Origin of the sequence: Streptomyces sp. NPDC053076, from assembly GCF_044546845.1 — a bacterium.
Lineage (GTDB): Bacteria > Actinomycetota > Actinomycetes > Streptomycetales > Streptomycetaceae > Streptomyces.
The window spans coordinates 234,892-253,719 of the sequence record NZ_JBITZL010000005.1 but is presented as its reverse complement, the minus strand read 5'-3'; the positions used below and the strand labels follow the sequence as shown (position 1 = coordinate 253,719).

Annotated in this window: 17 protein-coding genes; 14 read left to right on the top strand and 3 right to left on the bottom strand. The window is 71.2% G+C overall.

All coding sequences use genetic code 11. The annotated features are described in order from the left end of the window. Positions 1-82 precede the first annotated feature (82 nt). Positions 83-2,059: a threonine--tRNA ligase gene (gene thrS, locus ACIGYR_RS22435; RefSeq protein WP_399600825.1), complete on the top strand. Its 1,977-nt coding sequence runs from the start codon at positions 83-85 to the stop codon at positions 2,057-2,059. 27 nt (positions 2,060-2,086) lie between these two features. Here thrS and ACIGYR_RS22430 read toward each other — a convergent pair whose 3' ends face one another. After that, positions 2,087-2,749 (bottom strand): potassium channel family protein, encoded by a 663-nt coding sequence (locus tag ACIGYR_RS22430; protein WP_391844645.1) that lies wholly within the window; start codon positions 2,747-2,749, stop codon positions 2,087-2,089. Positions 2,750-2,816: 67 nt separating this feature from the next. Between ACIGYR_RS22430 and ACIGYR_RS22425 the strand changes: the two genes are divergently transcribed. After that, positions 2,817-3,380 (top strand): HIT family protein, encoded by a 564-nt coding sequence (locus ACIGYR_RS22425; RefSeq protein WP_391844647.1) that lies wholly within the window; start codon positions 2,817-2,819, stop codon positions 3,378-3,380. A 168-nt stretch (positions 3,381-3,548) separates the two neighbouring features. Here ACIGYR_RS22425 and ACIGYR_RS22420 read toward each other — a convergent pair whose 3' ends face one another. Together ACIGYR_RS22420 and ACIGYR_RS22415 are read right to left on the bottom strand one after the other, a co-directional pair. Beyond that, complete coding sequence (locus ACIGYR_RS22420; protein WP_391844649.1) at positions 3,549-5,195, bottom strand: hypothetical protein; 1,647 nt, start codon at positions 5,193-5,195, stop codon at positions 3,549-3,551. Between the two features lie 210 nt (positions 5,196-5,405). Beyond that, the gene (locus ACIGYR_RS22415) at positions 5,406-7,607 is read right to left on the bottom strand and encodes an elongation factor G-like protein EF-G2 (RefSeq protein WP_399600820.1); all 2,202 of its coding nucleotides are present in this window, start codon (positions 7,605-7,607) and stop codon (positions 5,406-5,408) included. A 252-nt stretch (positions 7,608-7,859) separates the two neighbouring features. On the opposite strand from ACIGYR_RS22415, the gene pgsA reads away from it, so the two are divergent. The 12 genes from pgsA (at position 7,860) to secD (ending at position 18,827) form a co-directional block, all read left to right on the top strand. Further along, positions 7,860-8,582, top strand: a complete 723-nt coding sequence (gene pgsA / locus ACIGYR_RS22410; protein WP_399601349.1) for a phosphatidylinositol phosphate synthase — start codon at positions 7,860-7,862, stop codon at positions 8,580-8,582. Continuing rightward, positions 8,579-9,487, top strand: coding sequence for a phosphatidylinositol mannoside acyltransferase (locus ACIGYR_RS22405; protein WP_399600817.1), 909 nt, complete (start codon positions 8,579-8,581; stop codon positions 9,485-9,487). The genes pgsA and ACIGYR_RS22405 overlap by 4 nt, the downstream gene beginning before the upstream one ends. After that, positions 9,484-10,647 (top strand): glycosyltransferase family 4 protein, encoded by a 1,164-nt coding sequence (locus ACIGYR_RS22400; RefSeq protein WP_399600815.1) that lies wholly within the window; start codon positions 9,484-9,486, stop codon positions 10,645-10,647. Before ACIGYR_RS22405 ends, ACIGYR_RS22400 begins: the two co-directional genes overlap by 4 nt. 156 nt (positions 10,648-10,803) lie before the next feature. Next, on the top strand, positions 10,804-11,346 hold the full coding sequence (locus ACIGYR_RS22395) for a hypothetical protein (protein WP_391844657.1): 543 nt from the start codon (positions 10,804-10,806) through the stop codon (positions 11,344-11,346). A 114-nt stretch (positions 11,347-11,460) separates the two neighbouring features. Then, entirely contained in the window at positions 11,461-12,366 is a 906-nt protein-coding gene (pdxS, locus tag ACIGYR_RS22390) for a pyridoxal 5'-phosphate synthase lyase subunit PdxS (protein ID WP_399600813.1), read from the top strand. A gap of 27 nt (positions 12,367-12,393) precedes the next feature. Continuing rightward, positions 12,394-12,999: a pyridoxal 5'-phosphate synthase glutaminase subunit PdxT gene (pdxT, locus tag ACIGYR_RS22385; RefSeq protein ID WP_391844661.1), complete on the top strand. Its 606-nt coding sequence runs from the start codon at positions 12,394-12,396 to the stop codon at positions 12,997-12,999. A 51-nt stretch (positions 13,000-13,050) separates the two neighbouring features. Continuing rightward, entirely contained in the window at positions 13,051-13,803 is a 753-nt protein-coding gene (locus ACIGYR_RS22380; RefSeq protein WP_365708550.1) for a YebC/PmpR family DNA-binding transcriptional regulator, read from the top strand. A 127-nt stretch (positions 13,804-13,930) separates the two neighbouring features. Continuing rightward, positions 13,931-14,470 (top strand): crossover junction endodeoxyribonuclease RuvC, encoded by a 540-nt coding sequence (ruvC, locus tag ACIGYR_RS22375; RefSeq protein WP_399600809.1) that lies wholly within the window; start codon positions 13,931-13,933, stop codon positions 14,468-14,470. After that, positions 14,467-15,072 (top strand): Holliday junction branch migration protein RuvA, encoded by a 606-nt coding sequence (ruvA, locus tag ACIGYR_RS22370; protein WP_391844665.1) that lies wholly within the window; start codon positions 14,467-14,469, stop codon positions 15,070-15,072. The genes ruvC and ruvA overlap by 4 nt, the downstream gene beginning before the upstream one ends. A gap of 24 nt (positions 15,073-15,096) precedes the next feature. Next, positions 15,097-16,188 carry a Holliday junction branch migration DNA helicase RuvB gene (ruvB, locus tag ACIGYR_RS22365; RefSeq protein WP_399600806.1) on the top strand — a complete coding sequence of 364 codons (1,092 nt, stop codon included), beginning with the start codon at positions 15,097-15,099 and terminating at the stop codon, positions 16,186-16,188. Positions 16,189-16,366: 178 nt separating this feature from the next. Then, entirely contained in the window at positions 16,367-16,894 is a 528-nt protein-coding gene (yajC, locus tag ACIGYR_RS22360) for a preprotein translocase subunit YajC (protein WP_399600803.1), read from the top strand. Between the two features lie 142 nt (positions 16,895-17,036). Next, positions 17,037-18,827: a protein translocase subunit SecD gene (gene secD / locus ACIGYR_RS22355; RefSeq protein ID WP_399600801.1), complete on the top strand. Its 1,791-nt coding sequence runs from the start codon at positions 17,037-17,039 to the stop codon at positions 18,825-18,827. The last annotated feature ends 1 nt before the right edge of the window (position 18,828 follow it).

Sequence of the window (18,828 nt, the reverse complement as noted above, 5' to 3'; positions counted from 1 at the left end):
TCGGTGCCGTGAGGTCGGTACGATCGGCCGTGCGCGCGCTCCTGGTATGGCGCCGCACCCCACCTTCAGTCAGGAGAGACCGGTGTCAGACGTCCGTGTGATCATCCAACGCGATTCCGAGCGGGAAGAACGCGTGGTGACGACGGGCACTACGGCCGCCGACCTCTTCGCGGGCGAGCGCTCGATCATCGCCGCACGCGTGGGCGGCGAGCTGAAGGACCTCACGTACGAACTGTCCGACGGTGACGAGGTCGAGGGCGTCCAGATCTCGTCCGAGGACGGCCTGAACATCCTGCGCCACTCCACCGCGCACGTCATGGCGCAGGCCGTGCAGGAGCTGTTCCCCGAGGCCAAGCTGGGCATCGGCCCGCCGGTCAAGGACGGCTTCTACTACGACTTCGACGTCGAGAAGCCGTTCACCCCCGAGGATCTCAAGGCCATCGAGAAGAAGATGCAGGAGATCCAGAAGCGGGGCCAGAAGTTCGCCCGCCGCGTCATCACCGACGAGGCGGCCCGGGCGGAGCTGGCGGACGAGCCGTACAAGCTGGAGCTGATCGGCCTCAAGGGTTCGGCCTCCCACGACGACGGCGCGGACGTCGAGGTCGGCGCCGGCGAGCTGACGATCTACGACAACCTGGACGCCAAGACCGGCGAGCTGTGCTGGAAGGACCTCTGCCGCGGCCCGCACCTGCCCTCGACCCGGCTCATCCCGGCGTTCAAGCTGATGCGCAACGCCGCCGCCTACTGGCGCGGCAGCGAGAAGAACCCGATGCTCCAGCGCATCTACGGCACCGCCTGGCCGTCCAAGGACGAGCTGAAGGCGCACCTGGACTTCCTCGCCGAGGCCGAGAAGCGCGATCACCGCAAGCTCGGCAGCGAACTGGACCTCTTCTCGATCCCCGAGCAGATCGGCTCCGGCCTGGCCGTCTTCCACCCCAAGGGCGGCATCGTCCGCCGCGTGATGGAGGACTACTCGCGCCGCCGTCACGAGGAGGAGGGCTACGAGTTCGTCTACACCCCGCACGCCACGAAGGGGAAGCTCTTCGAGACGTCCGGGCACCTGGACTGGTACGCCGACGGCATGTACCCGCCCATGCAGCTCGACGAGGGCGTGGACTACTACCTCAAGCCCATGAACTGCCCGATGCACAACCTGATCTTCGACGCGCGCGGCCGGTCCTACCGTGAACTGCCGCTGCGTCTGTTCGAGTTCGGCACCGTGTACCGGTACGAGAAGTCGGGCGTCGTGCACGGCCTGACCCGTGCGCGGGGCTTCACGCAGGACGACGCGCACATCTACTGCACCCGCGAGCAGATGTCCGAGGAACTGGACAAGACGCTCACCTTCGTCCTCGGCCTGCTGCGCGACTACGGCCTGACCGACTTCTACCTGGAGCTGTCCACCAAGGACCCGGAGAAGTTCGTCGGCTCCGACGAGGTCTGGGAGGAGGCGACCGAGACCCTGCGCCAGGTCGCCGAGAAGCAGGGCCTGCCCCTGGTGCCCGACCCGGGCGGCGCCGCGTTCTACGGCCCCAAGATCTCCGTCCAGGCCAAGGACGCGATCGGCCGGACCTGGCAGATGTCGACCATCCAGCTCGACTTCAACCTGCCCGAGCGCTTCAACCTGGAGTACACCGGCCCGGACGGCTCCAAGCAGCGCCCGGTCATGATCCACCGCGCGCTGTTCGGCTCCATCGAGCGGTTCTTCGCCGTTCTCCTGGAGCACTACGCGGGCGCCTTCCCGGCGTGGCTCGCCCCGGTCCAGGCGATCGGCATCCCGATCGGCGACGCGCACGTGGAGTACCTGGAGAAGTTCGCGACCGCGGCCAGGAAGAAGGGCCTGCGCGTCGAGGTGGACTCCTCCTCGGACCGCATGCAGAAGAAGATCAGGAACGCGCAGAAGCAGAAGGTGCCGTTCATGGTCATCGTCGGCGACGAGGACATGTCGAACGGTTCGGTGTCCTTCCGTTACCGCGACGGCTCGCAGGAGAACGGCATCGCCTTCGAGGAGGCCATCGCGAAGATCGCGGCGGTCGTCGAGGAACGCGCCCAGGTCTGAGCCCCCCGCGTCCGGAGGCCCCCGGGATCACCGTCCCGGGGGCCTTCGCGCGTCGCCCTCGTGGGAGAAGACCTGCATCAGCCACGACGAGAAGGACCCGGTCACCGCACCGAGCAGGCCCAGCCCGCACGCCATCATCCCGATCGCGATCAGCCGGCCGACGGCGGTGACCGGGGTGACGTCGCCGTAACCGACCGTGCTGAGGGTCGAGGCGGCCCACCACACGGCGTCCCCGAAGGAGTGCATGGTCGTGCCGGGCGCCCCGCGTTCCTGCTGGTAGACCGCGAGGGCGCCGGAGAAGCCGAGCAACAGGGTGGACAGGCTCGCGTAGGCGATCACCCGCGCGTACAGGGAGAGCCGGGGCGCGCCCTGGCGGCGCTGGATGACGTCGTAGAGCGGAACGATCCGCAGCGGGCGCAGCAGCGGCAGGACCACCGCGACCGTGTGCAGGAGGTGAGTGGTGGAGAAGCGCAGGAAGCGCTGGCCGCCGAGCCGCCAGCGCACCACGTAGTCCCCGGCGAACACCGCCCACAGGGCGAGCATCGCGAGCCCGCACAGGTCGCGCCAGCCGGAAGGCAGGCTCACCGCCAGGACCCGGGTGGCATAGGCGGCCATGAAGACCAGCGACGCCAGGAAGAGCGGAATCTCGGTGCGCTGTTCCCAGCGCACCGCGGAGCTGTCGTCGTCCACCGGCCAAGCTTGGCCGGAGAGCGCCTTCAGGACGCCCCGGCGACACGCCGGTAAGAGGCTAAGCCATATGCTGCCTAGCATGACGAGTGAGCCGGAGCAGCAGATCGGAGTGGGGACCCAGGACGCGTTCCAGCGTCTGTGGACGCCCCACCGGATGGCCTACATCCAGGGCGAGAACAAGCCGACCGGTCCCGGGGCCGACGACGGCTGCCCCTTCTGCTCGATCCCGGCCAAGTCCGACGAGGACGGGCTGATCGTCCGGCGCGGCGAGCATGTGTACGCCGTTCTCAACCTCTACCCGTACAACGGTGGCCATCTGATGACCGTGCCGTACCGGCACGTGGCCGACTACACCGAGCTGAGCGGGCCGGAGACCACCGAGCTGGCGGAGCTGACCAAGCAGGCGATGACGGCCCTGCGCACGGCGTCCGGCGCGCAGGGGTTCAACATCGGCATGAACCAGGGCGCGGTCGCGGGTGCCGGCATCGCCGCCCATCTGCACCAGCACATCGTCCCGCGCTGGGGTGGCGACACGAATTTCATGCCGGTGGTCGGGCACACCAGGGTGCTGCCGCAGTTGCTGGCCGACACCCGCAAGATGCTGGCGGACGCCTGGCCGGCGTCGTCCTGAGCCGTCCCTCCCGGACCGCTGGACGAGCGTCGGGATGAGCGGCCTCCCCCGAGCCGACGGATGAGCGTCGGCGTGAGCGGCCTCTCCCGGGCCGAGGGACCGGCGTCGGCGTGAGCGGCCGGTCCGGTGTCTGAGGGCGAGGTCGTTCACACCGGCCGAACAGCGGGATCACGCGTCGTACAGGTCGGCCTTCCGCGGAGTCGGATCCTGGACGTTGCCGCTCAGGAACGCCGAGCGGGCCCCGAACTTCTCGGTGTCGACGCCGTTCTCCCCCAGGACCCTGATCGCGGCCGAGTGCACCACGCGCAGCACCGGTGTGGCCGCGCGCAGCGCGTCGTCGGCCATGAAACGATGGCGCCACGGCTGGTCGGCCCAGGCGTGCCGCAGCCCGAACGGCTCGGGCAGGCCGAGTGAGCCGCCGAGCCACTTGAGCAGCGGCGGGTACCAGGCCAGCGGGGCGCGCACGGCGAGCCGTACGACCTCGTCGGCGCCGACCAGCGGCAGCTTGATCGTGCGGGTCTCCCACGGCTTGAAGGACTTGGAGACCTCCTTGGACGGCGCCGCGGGCTTCGTGGTGAACAGCGGGTTCACCGGCCCCAGCGCGTGCCCGGTGACCTCGATGCGCAGCGTCTCGTGCAGCACCGTGACGGTGATCAGCATGGTGATGACCAGCTGGCCGTCCCACAGCGTCCACTGCACGCCCAGGTAGTGCCGGTCGCCGCTGCCGAACTGCTGCTTGTTGCAGATCTCCTGTATGGCGTGCGGCTTGACCTGGAAAGCCTCGACGTCGGTGCCCTCGGGGCGGGAGACGGACGTGGCCTTCTCGCCGATCGGGGTGACGATCCAGTGCCGTATCGACGGCTTCGGGAAGCCGCCGGTGTTGAGCGGGCCGCGCTCCAGGAGGGTCAGCTGGTCGTGGATCGCGCGTATCACGTCCCAGCTGCGGAAGGGGTGGATCTCCCGGCCGGGGTCGGCGGGCTTGAGGTCCTCCGCGAGCTGCCAGGCGCCCCAGCGGGTGCCCATGCCGAGTATGCCCTTGGGGCCGGCGTAGAAGACGGAGTTGGACTGCTGTTCGGCGCTCAGCCGGGCCAGTGACTGGCGCAGCTCCTCGGCGGCGGTCTGGCCGGGACCGCGCGGCACGGCTTCGGGGACCTTCGCGCCGACACTGGTGCCGGAGAGCAGGCCCTCCCAGCGGGCCCGCAGGTCGTTGGCGGTGCTCTCGCAGATCTGCTTGGCCCAGAACCAGCCGAGCACGGGGACGACGACGGCCGCGCGGGCGTACCACGCCCAGAAGCCGGAGAACGGCATCTTCAGCAGGAACAGCCCGGCGAGCAGGCCGACGCCCAGCAGCAGCGCGGTGGCCAGCGCCCCGGCCCGCCTGTCGTCCCGCCTGACCACGAGCATGCGCAGCTGGAAGACGAGCAGCCAGACGAGCATGCCGGGCAGGAAGAGCAGGCCGCACACGACGGTGATGCCGGTCAGCCGGTTGTCCCGCTCCCGGCGGATGTTGTTGGCCGCGAGGGCGTGTTCCACGACGAACTGCGGCTCGGTGCCGAAGGACTGGATGAGCGCACCGCGACCGGGGGCGAGCATCCGGTCGACCAGGGCCCGGGAGAACGCCTCGCCGAGATTGGGCCGGAACAGCTTGATCCGGCCCGCCTTGACGGTGGACTGGTGCCACTCGTTGTCGGCCTTCTTGATCTCCTCGATCGGGCTGTCCCGGTACGCCGCGGAGGCCAGCGCGGCCGTCGCCGCCTGCCCCTCGTCGCCCGAGACGGGTACCTGGGGCCCGTCCCACTCCGTTCCAAACGACATTCCCGCCCCCATCGCCGCCGGTGCCGTTCCTGCGGCCTTCCCGACTTCCCTGCTCCGCACACCTGTTGGACCGGTCGCCGTGCCGATACCGGACGAGTGCCGGACGGTCGGGGCACGACGTGACCAGGTGATCAGCGTATCCGCCGGCACTGACAGCCCGCGGGCGGACGGCCGAAGCCGCCCGCCCGTGCGCCGGTCCACGCCGGCGTACTACCCGTCGTCCCCCGCCTGTTCGCGGATGCGTTCGGCGATCTGCGGCGGCATCGGCTCGTGCCGGGCGTAGCTCCGGTCGAAGCGGGCCGTGCCGTGCGAGAGCGAGCGCAGGTCGACGGCGTACCGGCCGATCTCGAACTCGGGCACCTCGGCGCGGATCAACGTCCGTCCGGTGCCCACCTGTTCGGTGCCGAGCAGTCGGCCGCGCCGGCTCGACAGGTCGCTCATCACGGCGCCCACGTAGTCGTCGCCGACCAGCACGCTCACCTCGGCGACCGGCTCCAGCAGATGGATCTTCGCGTCCGCCGCGGCCTCGCGCAGGGCGAGCGCCGCCGCCGTCTGGAAGGCGGCGTCGGAGGAGTCCACCGAGTGGGCCTTGCCGTCCCGCAGCGTGACCCGCACGTCGACCAGCGGGTACCCGGCGGCGACGCCCTTGGCGGCCTGGGCCCGGATGCCCTTCTCGACGGACGGGATGAACTGGCGGGGCACCGCGCCGCCGACCACCTTGTCCACGAACTCGATGCCCGAGCCGCCCGGCAGCGGCTCCACCTCGATCTCGCAGATGGCGTACTGGCCGTGGCCCCCGGACTGCTTGACGTGCCGGCCGCGCCCGGTGGCCCGGTTCGCGAACGTCTCCCGGAGGGAGACCTTGTGCGGCACGACGTCGACCTGGACGCCGTAGCGGCTGCGCAGCCGCTCCAGGGCGACGTCGGCGTGGGCCTCGCCCAGGCACCACAGGACCACCTGGTGGGTGTCCTGGTTCTGTTCCAGGCGCATCGTCGGATCCTCGGCGACCAGCCGGGCGAGGCCCTGGGACAGCTTGTCCTCGTCGGCCTTGCTGTGCGCGTGGATGGCGAGCGGCAGCAGCGGGTCGGGCATCTGCCAGGGCTCCATCAGGAGCGGGTCGTCCTTGGCGGAGAGGGTGTCGCCGGTCTCGGCGCGGCCCAGCTTGGCCACGCACACCAGGTCACCGGCGACGGCGTGGGTCACCGGGCGCTGCTGTTTGCCGAAGGGCATGGACAGGGCGCCGACCTTCTCGTCCACGTCGTGGTCCTCGTGACCGCGGTCGGCGAGGCCGTGCCCGGAGACGTGCACCGTCTGGTCCGGGCGCAGGGTGCCGGAGAAGACGCGGACCAGTGAGATCCGGCCGACATAGGGGTCGGAGGAGGTCTTGACGACCTCGGCGACGAGCGGGCCGCCCGTGTCGCACGGCTTCAGCTCGCGCCGCTCGCCGCCGAGGGTGGTGACCCCGGGCAGCGGGTGCTCGAACGGGGTCGGGAAGCCGCCGGTGATCAGCTCCAGCAACTCGATCGTGCCGAGTCCCTGCCGCGCGCCCTCGGCGGCGGGGGCGGCGGCCAGGACGGGGAAGAACGAACCGCGCGCCACGGCCCGCTCCAGGTCCTCGACGAGGGTCTTGATGTCGACCTGCTCGCCGCCGAGGTAGCGGTCCATGAGGGTCTCGTCCTCGCTCTCCGCGATGATCCCCTCGATGAGCCGGTTGCGGGCCTCCTCGATGTCCGGCAGCTGGTCCTCGCCGGGCTCGGACTCCTTGCGCTCCCCGGTCGAGTAGTCGAACAGCTTCTGTGACAGCAGTCCGACCAGCCCGGTCACGGGCGCGTGCCCGTCGGGACCCTCGGGTCCGCGCAGCGGCAGGTACAGGGGCAGGACGGCGTCGGGGTCGTCGCCGCCGAATGCCTCCGCACAGGTCCGGGTCATCTCCTCGAAGTCCGCACGCGCGGACTCCAGGTGCGTGATCACGATGGCGCGGGGCATGCCGACGGCCGCACACTCCTCCCACACCATCCGGGTGGAGCCGTCGACCCCGTCCGAGGCCGAGACGACGAAGAGAGCCGCGTCCGCGGCGCGCAGACCGGCCCGCAGTTCCCCGACGAAGTCGGCGTAGCCGGGGGTGTCCAGGAGGTTGACCTTGATGCCGTCCCATCCGACCGGCGCCAGGGACAGCTGCACCGAGCGCTGCTGCCGGTGCTCGATGTCATCGTAGTCGGAGACGGTGCCGCCGTCCTCCACGCGGCCCGCCCGGTTCACCGCCCCCGCGGTCAGCGCGAGGGCCTCCACGAGGGTCGTCTTCCCCGAGCCGGAGTGGCCGACCAGCACCACATTCCGTACGGACGCGGGTTGGTCGGCCGTCAGAGCCCTGCCGGCGGCTCCGGGGTGGTGTGTCTGTGCCTTGTCGCCCATGGTCCTGCCTCCCGTGCACGGTGAGGTCACTGTGGGCGCGGACACGCGGGACCCGCGTGGTGTGGCGGCTCCGGCGACGCCCGCGGTTATTCGAGCTTTCCACTCCCGCCACGGCGCGTCCATACGAAGGACTACGAAGGGTGTGCGGGGGGACACCGTCGGCGGCACACACCTCTCGCGCGCGGTGGCGCGGGCCGGTTCGCGGCGCGGCTGCGGGTGCCCGCCCGTCACGCACACGCGCGCGTGGCTACGATGGGCCAGCCGGCGGCCAGCAGGGCCGCGGCGTCACCGACCGTCGGGAAGGCCATGCTGAACAAGTACGCGCGTGCATTCTTCACGCGTGTCCTCACACCGTTCGCCGCGTTTCTCATCCGCCGGGGCGTGAGCCCGGACACGGTCACGCTCATCGGCACGGCCGGTGTGGTGGCGGGAGCGCTGGTCTTCTACCCCCGGGGCGAGTTCTTCTGGGGCACGGTCGTGATCACCCTGTTCGTCTTCTCCGACCTGGTCGACGGCAACATGGCCCGTCAGCTGGGCCGCTCCAGCCGCTGGGGCGCCTTCCTGGACTCCACCCTGGACCGGGTCGCCGACGGCGCGATCTTCGGCGGCTTCGCGCTCTGGTACGCGGGCCAGGGGAACGACAACGTGCTGTGCGCGGTGTCGATCTTCTGTCTGGCCAGCGGCCAGGTGGTGTCGTACACCAAGGCGCGCGGCGAGTCGATCGGCCTGCCGGTCGCCGTCAACGGGCTGGTCGAGCGGGCCGAGCGGCTGGTGATCTCGCTGGTCGCGGCCGGTTTCGCCGGCCTGCACAAGTTCGGTGTGCCGGGCATCCAGTGGCTGCTGCCGGTCGCGCTGTGGATCGTCGCCGCGGGCAGCCTCGTCACGCTGGTCCAGCGGGTCGTCACCGTGCGCCGCGAGTCCGCGGAGGCCGAGGCGGCGGCCGGCGCCGCTCAGGGGAGCGAGGCGGCGCAGTGAGCGCGGCGGAACGGCTGACCGACGGCCTGTACGGCCTCGGCTGGAGCACGGTCAGGAAGCTCCCCGAGCCGGTCGCCGTGCGCCTCGGCCGGACCATCGCCGACCTCGCCTGGAAGCAGCGCGGCAAGGGCGTGCGGCGCCTGGAGGCCAACTACGCGCGCGTGGTGCCCGACGCCACAGCGGAGCGGCTCGCCGAGCTGTCCCGCGCGGGCATGCGCTCGTACCTGCGCTACTGGATGGAGTCCTTCCGGCTGCCGGCCTGGAGCGCGGAGCGCGTGAAGACGGGCTTCGACCCCATGGACATCCACTACCTGACCGACGGGCTGGCCTCCGGCCGGGGCGTTGTCCTCGCCCTGCCGCATCTGGCCAACTGGGACCTGGCCGGTGCCTGGGTCACCACCAAGCTGGAGACGCCGTTCACGACGGTCGCCGAGCGCCTGAAGCCGGAGACGCTGTACGACCGTTTCGTCGCCTACCGCGAGGGCCTCGGCATGGAGGTCCTGCCGCACAGCGGCGGCACCGCCTTCGGTGCCCTGGCCCGTCGGCTGCGCGCCGGCGGCCTGGTGTGCCTGGTCGCCGACCGCGACCTGTCCGCCTCCGGTGTCGAGGTCGACTTCTTCGGCGAGACGGCCCGCATGCCGGCCGGGCCGGCTCTGCTGGCCCAGCAGACGGGCGCGCTGCTGCTGCCCGTCACTCTCTGGTACGACGACTCGCCCGTCATGAAGGGCCGGGTCCATGCTCCGGTCGAGGTCCCCGGGTCAGGTGCCCGGGCCGAGAAGACGTCTGTGATGACACAGGCGCTGGCCGACGCCTTCGCCACCGGGATCGCCGACCATCCGGAGGACTGGCACATGCTCCAGCGGCTGTGGCTCGCCGACCTGGACCCCATGAAGGGACCCTCGTGAGAATCGGGATCGTCTGCCCGTACTCCTGGGACGTGCCCGGTGGCGTCCAGTTCCACATCCGTGACCTCGCCGAGTACTTCCTCCGCCTCGGCCACGAGGTCTCCGTCCTCGCCCCGGCCGACGACGACACCCCTCTGCCGCCGTACGTCGTCTCGGCCGGCCGCGCGGTCCCGGTGCCGTACAACGGCTCGGTGGCCCGGCTGAACTTCGGGTTCCTGTCGGCCGCGCGGGTGCGGCGCTGGCTGCACGAGGGCGCCTTCGACGTGGTGCACATCCACGAGCCGACCTCGCCCTCGCTGGGCCTGCTGACCTGCTGGGCGGCGCAGGGGCCCATCGTCGCCACCTTCCACACCTCCAACCCGCGCTCGCGGGCGATGATCGCCGCGTACGCGATCCTCCAGGCCGCGCTGGAGAAGATCAGCGCGCGGATCGCGGTCAGCGAGTACGCCCGCCGCACCCTGGTCGAGCATCTCGGCGGGGACGCGGTCGTCATCCCCAACGGCGTCGACGTGGGTTTCTTCGCCGATGCCGAGCCCAAGGCGGAGTGGCAGGGCGACACCATCGGCTTCATCGGCCGGATCGACGAGCCCCGCAAGGGCCTTCCGGTGCTGATGAAGGCCCTGCCGAAGATCCTGGCCGCCCGGCCGCGGGCGCGGCTGCTGGTCGCGGGCCGCGGCGACGAGGAGGCCGCCGTCGCCGACCTGCCCGGCGAGCTGCGCTCCCGCGTGGAGTTCCTCGGCATGATCAGCGACGAGGACAAGGCCCGCTTCCTGCGCAGCGTCGACCTGTACGTCGCGCCCAACACCGGCGGTGAGAGCTTCGGCATCATCCTGGTCGAGGCGATGTCGGCGGGGGCGCCCGTGCTCGCCTCCGATCTGGACGCGTTCGTCCAGGTCCTCGACCAGGGCGAGGCCGGGGAGGTCTTCGCCAACGAGGACGCCGACGCGCTGGCCGAGGCGGCCCTGCGGCTGCTGGAGGACCCGGCGCGCCGCACCGAGCTGCGCGAGCGCGGCAGCGCCCATGTGCGGCGGTTCGACTGGTCGACGGTCGGCGCGGACATCCTGTCCGTCTACGAGACGGTGACGGCCGGCGCGGCGGCGGTCGGCGCGGACGAACGGACGACGGGCCTGCGGGCCCGCTTCGGGCTGGCCCGGGACTGACGGCACAGGCCGAACGGGCGACGGGCCCGCGGGTCCGCTTCGGGCTGGCCCGGGACTGACGGCACAGGCCGAACGGGCTTCGGGCCCGCGGGTCCGCTTCGGGCTGGCCCGGGACTGACGGCACAGGCGCTGAGCGCGGGCCGATAGCCTTCGGCCGTGACCGCAACCCTCATCTGGATCCTTGTCGCGCTCCTCGCCGTCGGCGGGTATCTCAGCTGGACCGCCGGGCGGCTGGACCGGCTGCACGCGCGGATGGACGCCGCCCGGGCCGCGCTCGACGCCCAGCTGCTGCGGCGGGCCTCCGTGGCGCAGGAGCTGGCGACCTCGGGCGTGCTGGACCCGGCCGCCTCGATCGTGCTGTACGAGGCCGCGCACGCGGCCCGGCAGGCCGAGGAGGAGCAGCGGGAGGTCGCCGAGAGCGAGCTGAGCCAGGCGCTGCGGGCGGTCTTCGGGGAAGCGGCGCAGGTGGAGGCCGTACGCGAGGCGCCGGGCGGCGAGGAGGCGGCCCGCGAGCTGGCCGAGGCCGTCCGCCGGGTGCCGATGGCCCGCCGCTTCCACAACGACGCCGTGGGGGCCGCCCGCAGGCTGCGTGAGCACCGCAAGGTCCGCTGGTTCCGGCTGGCCGGCCACGCCCCCTTCCCGCTGGCCTTCGAGATGGACGACGAGCCGCCCGCGGCCCTGGTCGAGCGGGTGTCCTGAACCGCAGGTGGACGAAAAGGATCCACCGGCTTGCCATTGGCCCTTGCTGTGGCCTGGTCCATTCGCGTTTCCTCGTCGGTGCAGCAGCCCTCTTTCACTTCAGCGAGGTCATCCGTGTCCACCACCGACAACCAGGCTCCCGAGATCGGCACCGCCCGCGTGAAGCGCGGCATGGCCGAGCAGCTCAAGGGCGGCGTGATCATGGACGTCGTCACCCCGGAGCAGGCGAAGATCGCCGAGGACGCGGGCGCCGTCGCCGTCATGGCGCTGGAGCGGGTCCCGGCCGACATCCGCAAGGACGGCGGCGTGGCCCGCATGTCCGACCCGGACATGATCGAGGGCATCATCGACGCCGTCTCGATCCCAGTCATGGCCAAGTCCCGCATCGGCCACTTCGTCGAGGCCCAGGTGCTGCAGTCCCTCGGCGTCGACTACATCGACGAGTCCGAGGTGCTCACCCCGGCTGACGAGGTCAACCACTCCGACAAGTGGGCCTTCACCACCCCGTTCGTGTGCGGTGCGACCAACCTGGGCGAGGCCCTGCGCCGCATCGCCGAGGGCGCCGCGATGATCCGCTCCAAGGGCGAGGCTGGCACCGGCAACGTCGTCGAGGCGGTCCGTCACCTGCGCCAGATCAAGAACGAGATCGCCAAGCTGCGCGGCTTCGACAACAACGAGCTGTACGCCGCCGCCAAGGACCTGCGCGCCCCCTACGAGCTGGTCAAGGAGGTCGCCGAGCTGGGCAAGCTCCCGGTGGTCCTCTTCTCCGCCGGCGGCGTCGCCACCCCGGCCGACGCGGCCCTGATGCGCCAGCTCGGCGCCGAGGGCGTCTTCGTCGGCTCCGGCATCTTCAAGTCCGGCGACCCGGCCAAGCGCGCCGCCGCCATCGTGAAGGCCACCACCTTCTACGACGACCCGAAGATCATCGCGGACGCGTCCCGCAACCTCGGCGAGGCCATGGTCGGCATCAACTGCGACACCCTCCCCGAGACCGAGCGCTACGCCAACCGCGGCTGGTAAGCCACTTCCGAGGACTGCACGAGACACATGACTGACGCACCCGTCATAGGCGTCCTGGCCCTCCAGGGCGACGTACGGGAGCACCTCATCGCCCTGGCCGCGGCGGACGCCGTGGCCAGGCCGGTGCGGCGCCCCGAGGAACTCGCCGAGGTCGACGGACTCGTCCTGCCCGGCGGCGAGTCCACCACCATCTCCAAGCTGGCCGTGCTCTTCGGCGTGATGGAGCCCCTCCGCGCGCGCGTGCGGGACGGCATGCCCGTCTACGGCACCTGCGCCGGCATGATCATGCTGGCCGACAAGATCCTCGACCCCCGCTCGGGCCAGGAGACCATCGGCGGCATCGACATGATCGTGCGCCGCAACGCCTTCGGACGGCAGAACGAGTCCTTCGAGGCCGCGGTCGACGTGAGGGGCGTCGCGGGCGATCCTGTGGAGGGCGTCTTCATCCGCGCCCCCTGGGTGGAGTCCGTCGGTGCCGCCGCCGAGGTGCTCGCCGAGCACGAGGGCCACATCGTCGCCGTCCGCCAGGGCAACGCGCTCGCCACCTCGTTCCATCCGGAACTGACCGGCGACCACCGCGTGCACTCCCTGTTCGTCGACATGGTGCACGCGAACCGGACCGCGGAGTCCTAGTAGGATCTCTGGCGTTCGTATAGAGATGGGTTACGCGAAGGAGACAGGCAGATGTCCGGCCACTCTAAATGGGCCACGACGAAGCACAAGAAGGCCGTGATCGACGCCAAGCGCGGCAAGCTCTTCGCGAAGCTGATCAAGAACATCGAGGTCGCGGCGCGCATGGGCGGCGTGGATCTCGAGGGCAACCCGACGCTGTACGACGCCGTCCAGAAGGCCAAGAAGCAGTCGGTCCCGAACAAGAACATCGACTCCGCGATCAAGCGTGGCGGTGGTCTCGAGGCCGGTGGCGCCGACTACGAGACGATCATGTACGAGGGCTACGGCCCGAACGGTGTCGCGGTGCTCATCGAGTGCCTCACCGACAACCGCAACCGCGCCGCCTCCGACGTCCGTGTGGCCATGACCCGCAACGGCGGCTCCATGGCCGACCCCGGCTCCGTGTCGTACCTGTTCAACCGCAAGGGCGTCGTCATCGTCCCCAAGGGCGAGCTGACCGAGGACGACGTCCTTGGTGCCGTCCTCGACGCCGGTGCCGAGGAGGTCAACGACCTCGGCGAGTCCTTCGAGGTGCTCAGCGAGGCCACCGACCTGGTCGCCGTCCGCACCGCCCTGCAGGACGCCGGCATCGACTACGACTCCGCCGAGGCCAACTTCGTCCCGACCATGCAGGTCGAGCTGGACGAGGAGGGCGCCAAGAAGATCTTCAAGCTCATCGACGCGCTGGAGGACAGCGACGACGTGCAGAACGTCTTCGCCAACTTCGACGTGAGCGACGAGGTCATGGAGAAGGTCGACGCGTAACGCGAACGGCTGGCCGACCGGGCCGACGGGACACCCCCGTCGGCCCGTCGCGTTGTACGGCGTTGTCAGTGGCAGCCGATAGCCTGCACGAACTGGCGATCGAGCCGTCGAAAGGGAGGGGGCGCGCGTGCGTGTACTCGGGGTGGACCCCGGGCTGACACGGTGTGGTGTCGGCGTCGTCGAAGGGGTCGCGGGCCGCCCGCTCACCATGATCGGCGTCGGGGTCGTCCGGACCCAGGCCGACGCGGAACTCAGCCACCGCCTCCTCGCCGTCGAACAGGGCATCGAGCAGTGGCTGGACGAACACCGGCCCGAGTACGTCGCCGTCGAGCGCGTCTTCAGCCAGCACAACGTGCGCACGGTGATGGGCACCGCCCAGGCCAGCGCCGTGGCGATGCTGTGCGCCGCCCGGCGCGGCATTCCCGTCGCCCTGCACACCCCCAGCGAGGTCAAGGCCGCCGTCACCGGCAGCGGGCGCGCCGACAAGGCCCAGGTGGGCGCCATGGTCACCCGTCTGCTGCGGCTCGCCGCGCCGCCCAAGCCGGCCGACGCCGCCGACGCCCTCGCGCTCGCCATCTGCCACATCTGGCGCGCCCCCGCCCAGAACCGACTCCAGCAGGCCGCCGCCCGGCACGCGGTCCACGCAACGAAAGGCCGTACGGCATGATCGCCTTCGTCAGCGGCACGGTCGCCGCACTCGCTCCCGACGCCGCGGTCGTCGAGGTGGGCGGCGTCGGCATGGCCGTCCAGTGCACCCCGAACACGCTGTCCGCGCTGCGGATGGGCCGGCCCGCCAAACTGCACACCTCCCTCGTCGTCCGGGAGGACTCGCTCACCCTGTACGGCTTCGCCGACGACGACGAGCGCCAGGTCTTCGAGCTGCTGCAGACCGCGAGCGGCGTCGGCCCGCGCCTCGCCCAGGCCATGCTGGCGGTGCACACCCCGGACGCCCTGCGCCGCGCGGTCGCCACCGGCGACGAGAAGGCCCTCACGGCCGTGCCCGGCATCGGCAAGAAGGGCGCCCAGAAGCTGCTGCTGGAACTGAAGGACCGGCTCGGCGAACCCCTCGGCGCCCCGGCCGTCGGCGCACCCGTCAGCCAGGGCTGGCGCGACCAGCTGCACGCGGCCCTGATCGGCCTCGGCTACGCCACCCGCGAGGCCGACGAGGCGGTCGCCGCGGTGGCGCCCCAGGCCGAGGCGGAAGGCGGCACGCCCCAGGTGGGCCGGCTGCTGAAGGCCGCCCTGCAGACCCTGAACCGAGCCCGCTGACCCACCCCGTCGTAAGGCACACACATGAACTGGGACGACACCACCGACAGCGCCGCCGCCGAGGGGCCGGGCCCCGCCGCGGAGCGGCTGGTGGGCTCTGTCGCCGACCGGGAGGATCAGGCCGTCGAGGCCGCCCTGCGCCCCAAGGACCTCGGCGAGTTCATCGGCCAGCAGAAGGTCCGCGAACAGCTCGACCTCGTCCTGCGCGCCGCACGCGCGCGCGGCGCCACCGCCGACCACGTACTGCTCTCCGGCGCGCCCGGTCTCGGCAAGACCACCCTGTCGATGATCATCGCGGCCGAGATGGGCGCCCCCATCCGCATCACCTCGGGCCCCGCCATCCAGCATGCCGGCGACCTCGCCGCGATCCTCTCCTCCCTCCAGGAGGGCGAGGTGCTCTTCCTCGACGAGATCCACCGGATGTCCCGGCCCGCCGAGGAGATGCTGTACATGGCGATGGAGGACTTCCGCGTCGACGTCATCGTCGGCAAGGGCCCCGGCGCCACCGCGATCCCGCTGGAGCTGCCGCCGTTCACCCTGGTCGGTGCCACCACGCGCGCGGGCCTGCTGCCGCCGCCGCTGCGCGACCGCTTCGGCTTCACCGGGCACATGGAGTTCTACGAACCGCACGAGCTGGAGCGCGTCGTCCACCGCTCGGCGAGCCTGCTCGACGTCGGGATCGATCCGCAGGGCGCCGCCGAGATCGCCGGCCGCTCCCGGGGCACGCCCCGTATCGCCAACCGCCTGCTGCGCCGCGTCCGCGACTACGCGCAGGTCAAGGCCGACGGGCTGATCACCCGCGAGATCGCCGCCGCCGCCCTCGCCGTGTACGAGGTCGACGCGCGCGGTCTCGACCGGCTGGACCGCGCGGTCCTCCAGGCCCTGCTGAAGCTGTTCGGCGGCGGACCGGTCGGGCTGTCCACCCTCGCCGTCGCGGTGGGGGAGGAGCGGGAGACCGTGGAAGAGGTCGCCGAACCGTTCCTGGTCCGGGAGGGCCTGCTCGCCCGGACCCCGCGCGGCCGGGTCGCCACGCCCGCGGCATGGGCGCATCTGGGGCTGACCCCGCCGGGCTCGGCGGCCGGGGGAAACGGACAACAGGACCTGTTCGGGGCGTGACGACCGCCGCGCGGCGAGGGCGATGGCCCGGCAGGAACCCAGGTGCCATGCTGAGCGTTGTTCCATGCAAGCGGACTCGCTTAGACTCCGCCGATGCCGCCCTCGTGGGCGGCGCCGACCCACACCCCCATCCAACAGGCCGCTCACACGCGCGGTCGCGCGAAGGAAATTCCGTCCCGTGAATGCCTATACCCTTCTCCCGTTCATTGTGCTCATCGCGGCCATGTTCCTGATGACGCGCTCGGCCAAGAAGAAGCAGCAGCAGGCCGCTCAGATGCGGAACGAGATGCAGCCCGGCTCCGGTGTCCGCACCATCGGGGGGATCTACGCGACGGTCAAGGAGGTCAACGAGGAGACGGTCCTCCTCGACGCCGGTCCGGGCGTCGACCTCCTCTTCGCCAAGAACGCCATCGGCGCCGTCCTCAGCGACGACGAGTACAACCGCATCGTCCACGGCATCGAGCACGACCTGAAGTCCGACGCCGGCCTCGTTCCGGACGACGCCTCCTCCCTCACCGATTCCGATGAGTCCGACGGATCCGCCGCCGCTGCCGCCGCCTCCGATGACAAGATCGACCTGGGTAAGAAGGACTCCGCCGAACGCGGCGCGGACGCGATCCAGGCCGCCGAGGACAAGGCCGACGCGGCCGAGGCCAAGGCGGAGGACGAGTCCAAGAAGACCGACGGCGACTCCGACGCGAAGTAGTCACGCCCCGGGACACGCGGCGGCGGCATGATGGCGCCCCGCGTAGCCCGGGCGCGTCTGTTCCCCGTACGGGGACCCGACACCATGTCATGGCCGACCGCGCCGACCGGGCGCGGGGCGGCCCGAGAGGGAGTACGAGAAGGTGGCAGCACCTAAGAGGGGCCGAAGTGCGAGCGCCCAGAGCAAGCCAGGGCGCTCGCTGGCCCTCATCCTGATCGCCATCGTGGCGCTGACCGGAGGGATGTTCGCCTCCGGGCACAAGACTCCGCGTCTCGGCATCGACCTCGCCGGTGGTACGAGCATCACGCTCAAGGCGAAGGCCGACCAGGGGTCCGCGATCAACAAGGCCAACATGGACACCGCGGTCGACATCATGAACCGCCGTGTCAACGGCCTGGGCGTCTCCGAGGCGGAGGTGCAGACCCAGGGGACCGACAACATCATCGTCAACATCCCCAAGGGCACCAACTCCAAGGAGGCCCAGGAGCAGGTCGGCACCACCGCCAAGCTGTACTTCCGGCCGGTCCTGGCCGGCGAGCCCAGCGGCGCCGCCGCGCAGAGCCCCTCGCCGAGCGCGTCCTCCGGCGGCAGCTCCTCGCCGAAGCCCGGCACGAGCCCGTCGTCGAGCGCCTCCTCGAAGGAGAAGGCGTCCTCGCCCGGCTCCTCGTCCCCGACGGCCACGGCGACGACCTCCCAGGGCCGCGCCGTCACCGACGCGCTCAAGGCCGGCTCGACCCCCTCGCCGAGCGGTTCCGCCTCGGGCAGCTCCAAGCCGTCGGCCACCCCCTCGGCCTCCGGCAGCGCCTCGAAGACGGCCTCCAAGCTCCAGGCCCAGTACGCGGCGCTGGACTGCACCAAGCCCGCCGACCGCGCCAACGCGGGCAAGAAGGCCAAGCCCGGTGACACCACCGTGGCCTGCGGCGAGATCGACGGGGCCTGGTTCAAGTACGTGCTCGGCCCGGCCGCCGTGGACGGCACCGAGGTGAAGAAGGCCCAGGCGGTCTTCGACACCCAGGGCGCCTCCGGCTGGCAGGTACAGATGACCTTCACCAAGAGCGGGGCGGACAAGTTCGCCGACATCACCGGTGAGCTGGCCCAGAAGACGCAGCCGCAGAACGAGTTCGGCATCGTCCTCGACGGTGAGGTCGTCTCCACCCCGTTCGTCCGGCAGGCCATCACCGGCGGCCAGGCGGAGATCTCCGGCAGCTTCAAGCAGGAGGAGGCGCAGAACCTCGCCAACATGCTGTCGTACGGCGCTCTGCCGCTCTCCTTCCAGGAGCAGTCCGTCACCACCGTCACCGCCGCGCTCGGCGGTGAGCAGCTGCACGCCGGTCTGCTCGCCGGCGCGATCGGCCTGGCGCTGGTCATGATCTACCTGGTGGTCTTCTACCGCGGCCTGTCGCTGGTGGCCATGGCCTCCCTCCTGGTCTCCGCGATGCTCACCTACGTGATCATGGCCCTGCTCGGCCCGGCCATCGGCTTCGCGCTGAACCTGCCGGCCGTCTGCGGTGCCATCGTCGCCATCGGCATCACCGCGGACTCGTTCATCGTGTACTTCGAACGCATCCGGGACGAGATCCGCGAGGGCCGTACGCTGCGCCCCGCCGTCGAGCGGGCCTGGCCGCGTGCCCGGCGCACCATCCTGGTCTCCGACTTCGTGTCGTTCCTCGCCGCCGCCGTGCTGTTCATCGTCACCGTCGGCAAGGTGCAGGGCTTCGCGTTCACGCTGGGCCTGACCACCGTCCTCGACGTGGTCGTCGTCTTCCTCTTCACCAAGCCGCTGATGACGCTGCTGGCCCGCCGCCAGTTCTTCGCCGGCGGCCACAAGTGGTCCGGACTCGACCCGAAGGGCCTGGGCGCCAAGCCGCCGCTGCGCCGCACCCGCCGTCCCGCCGGACCCGCCGCCGGCCCCGTCGACCCGAAGGAGGCGTGAG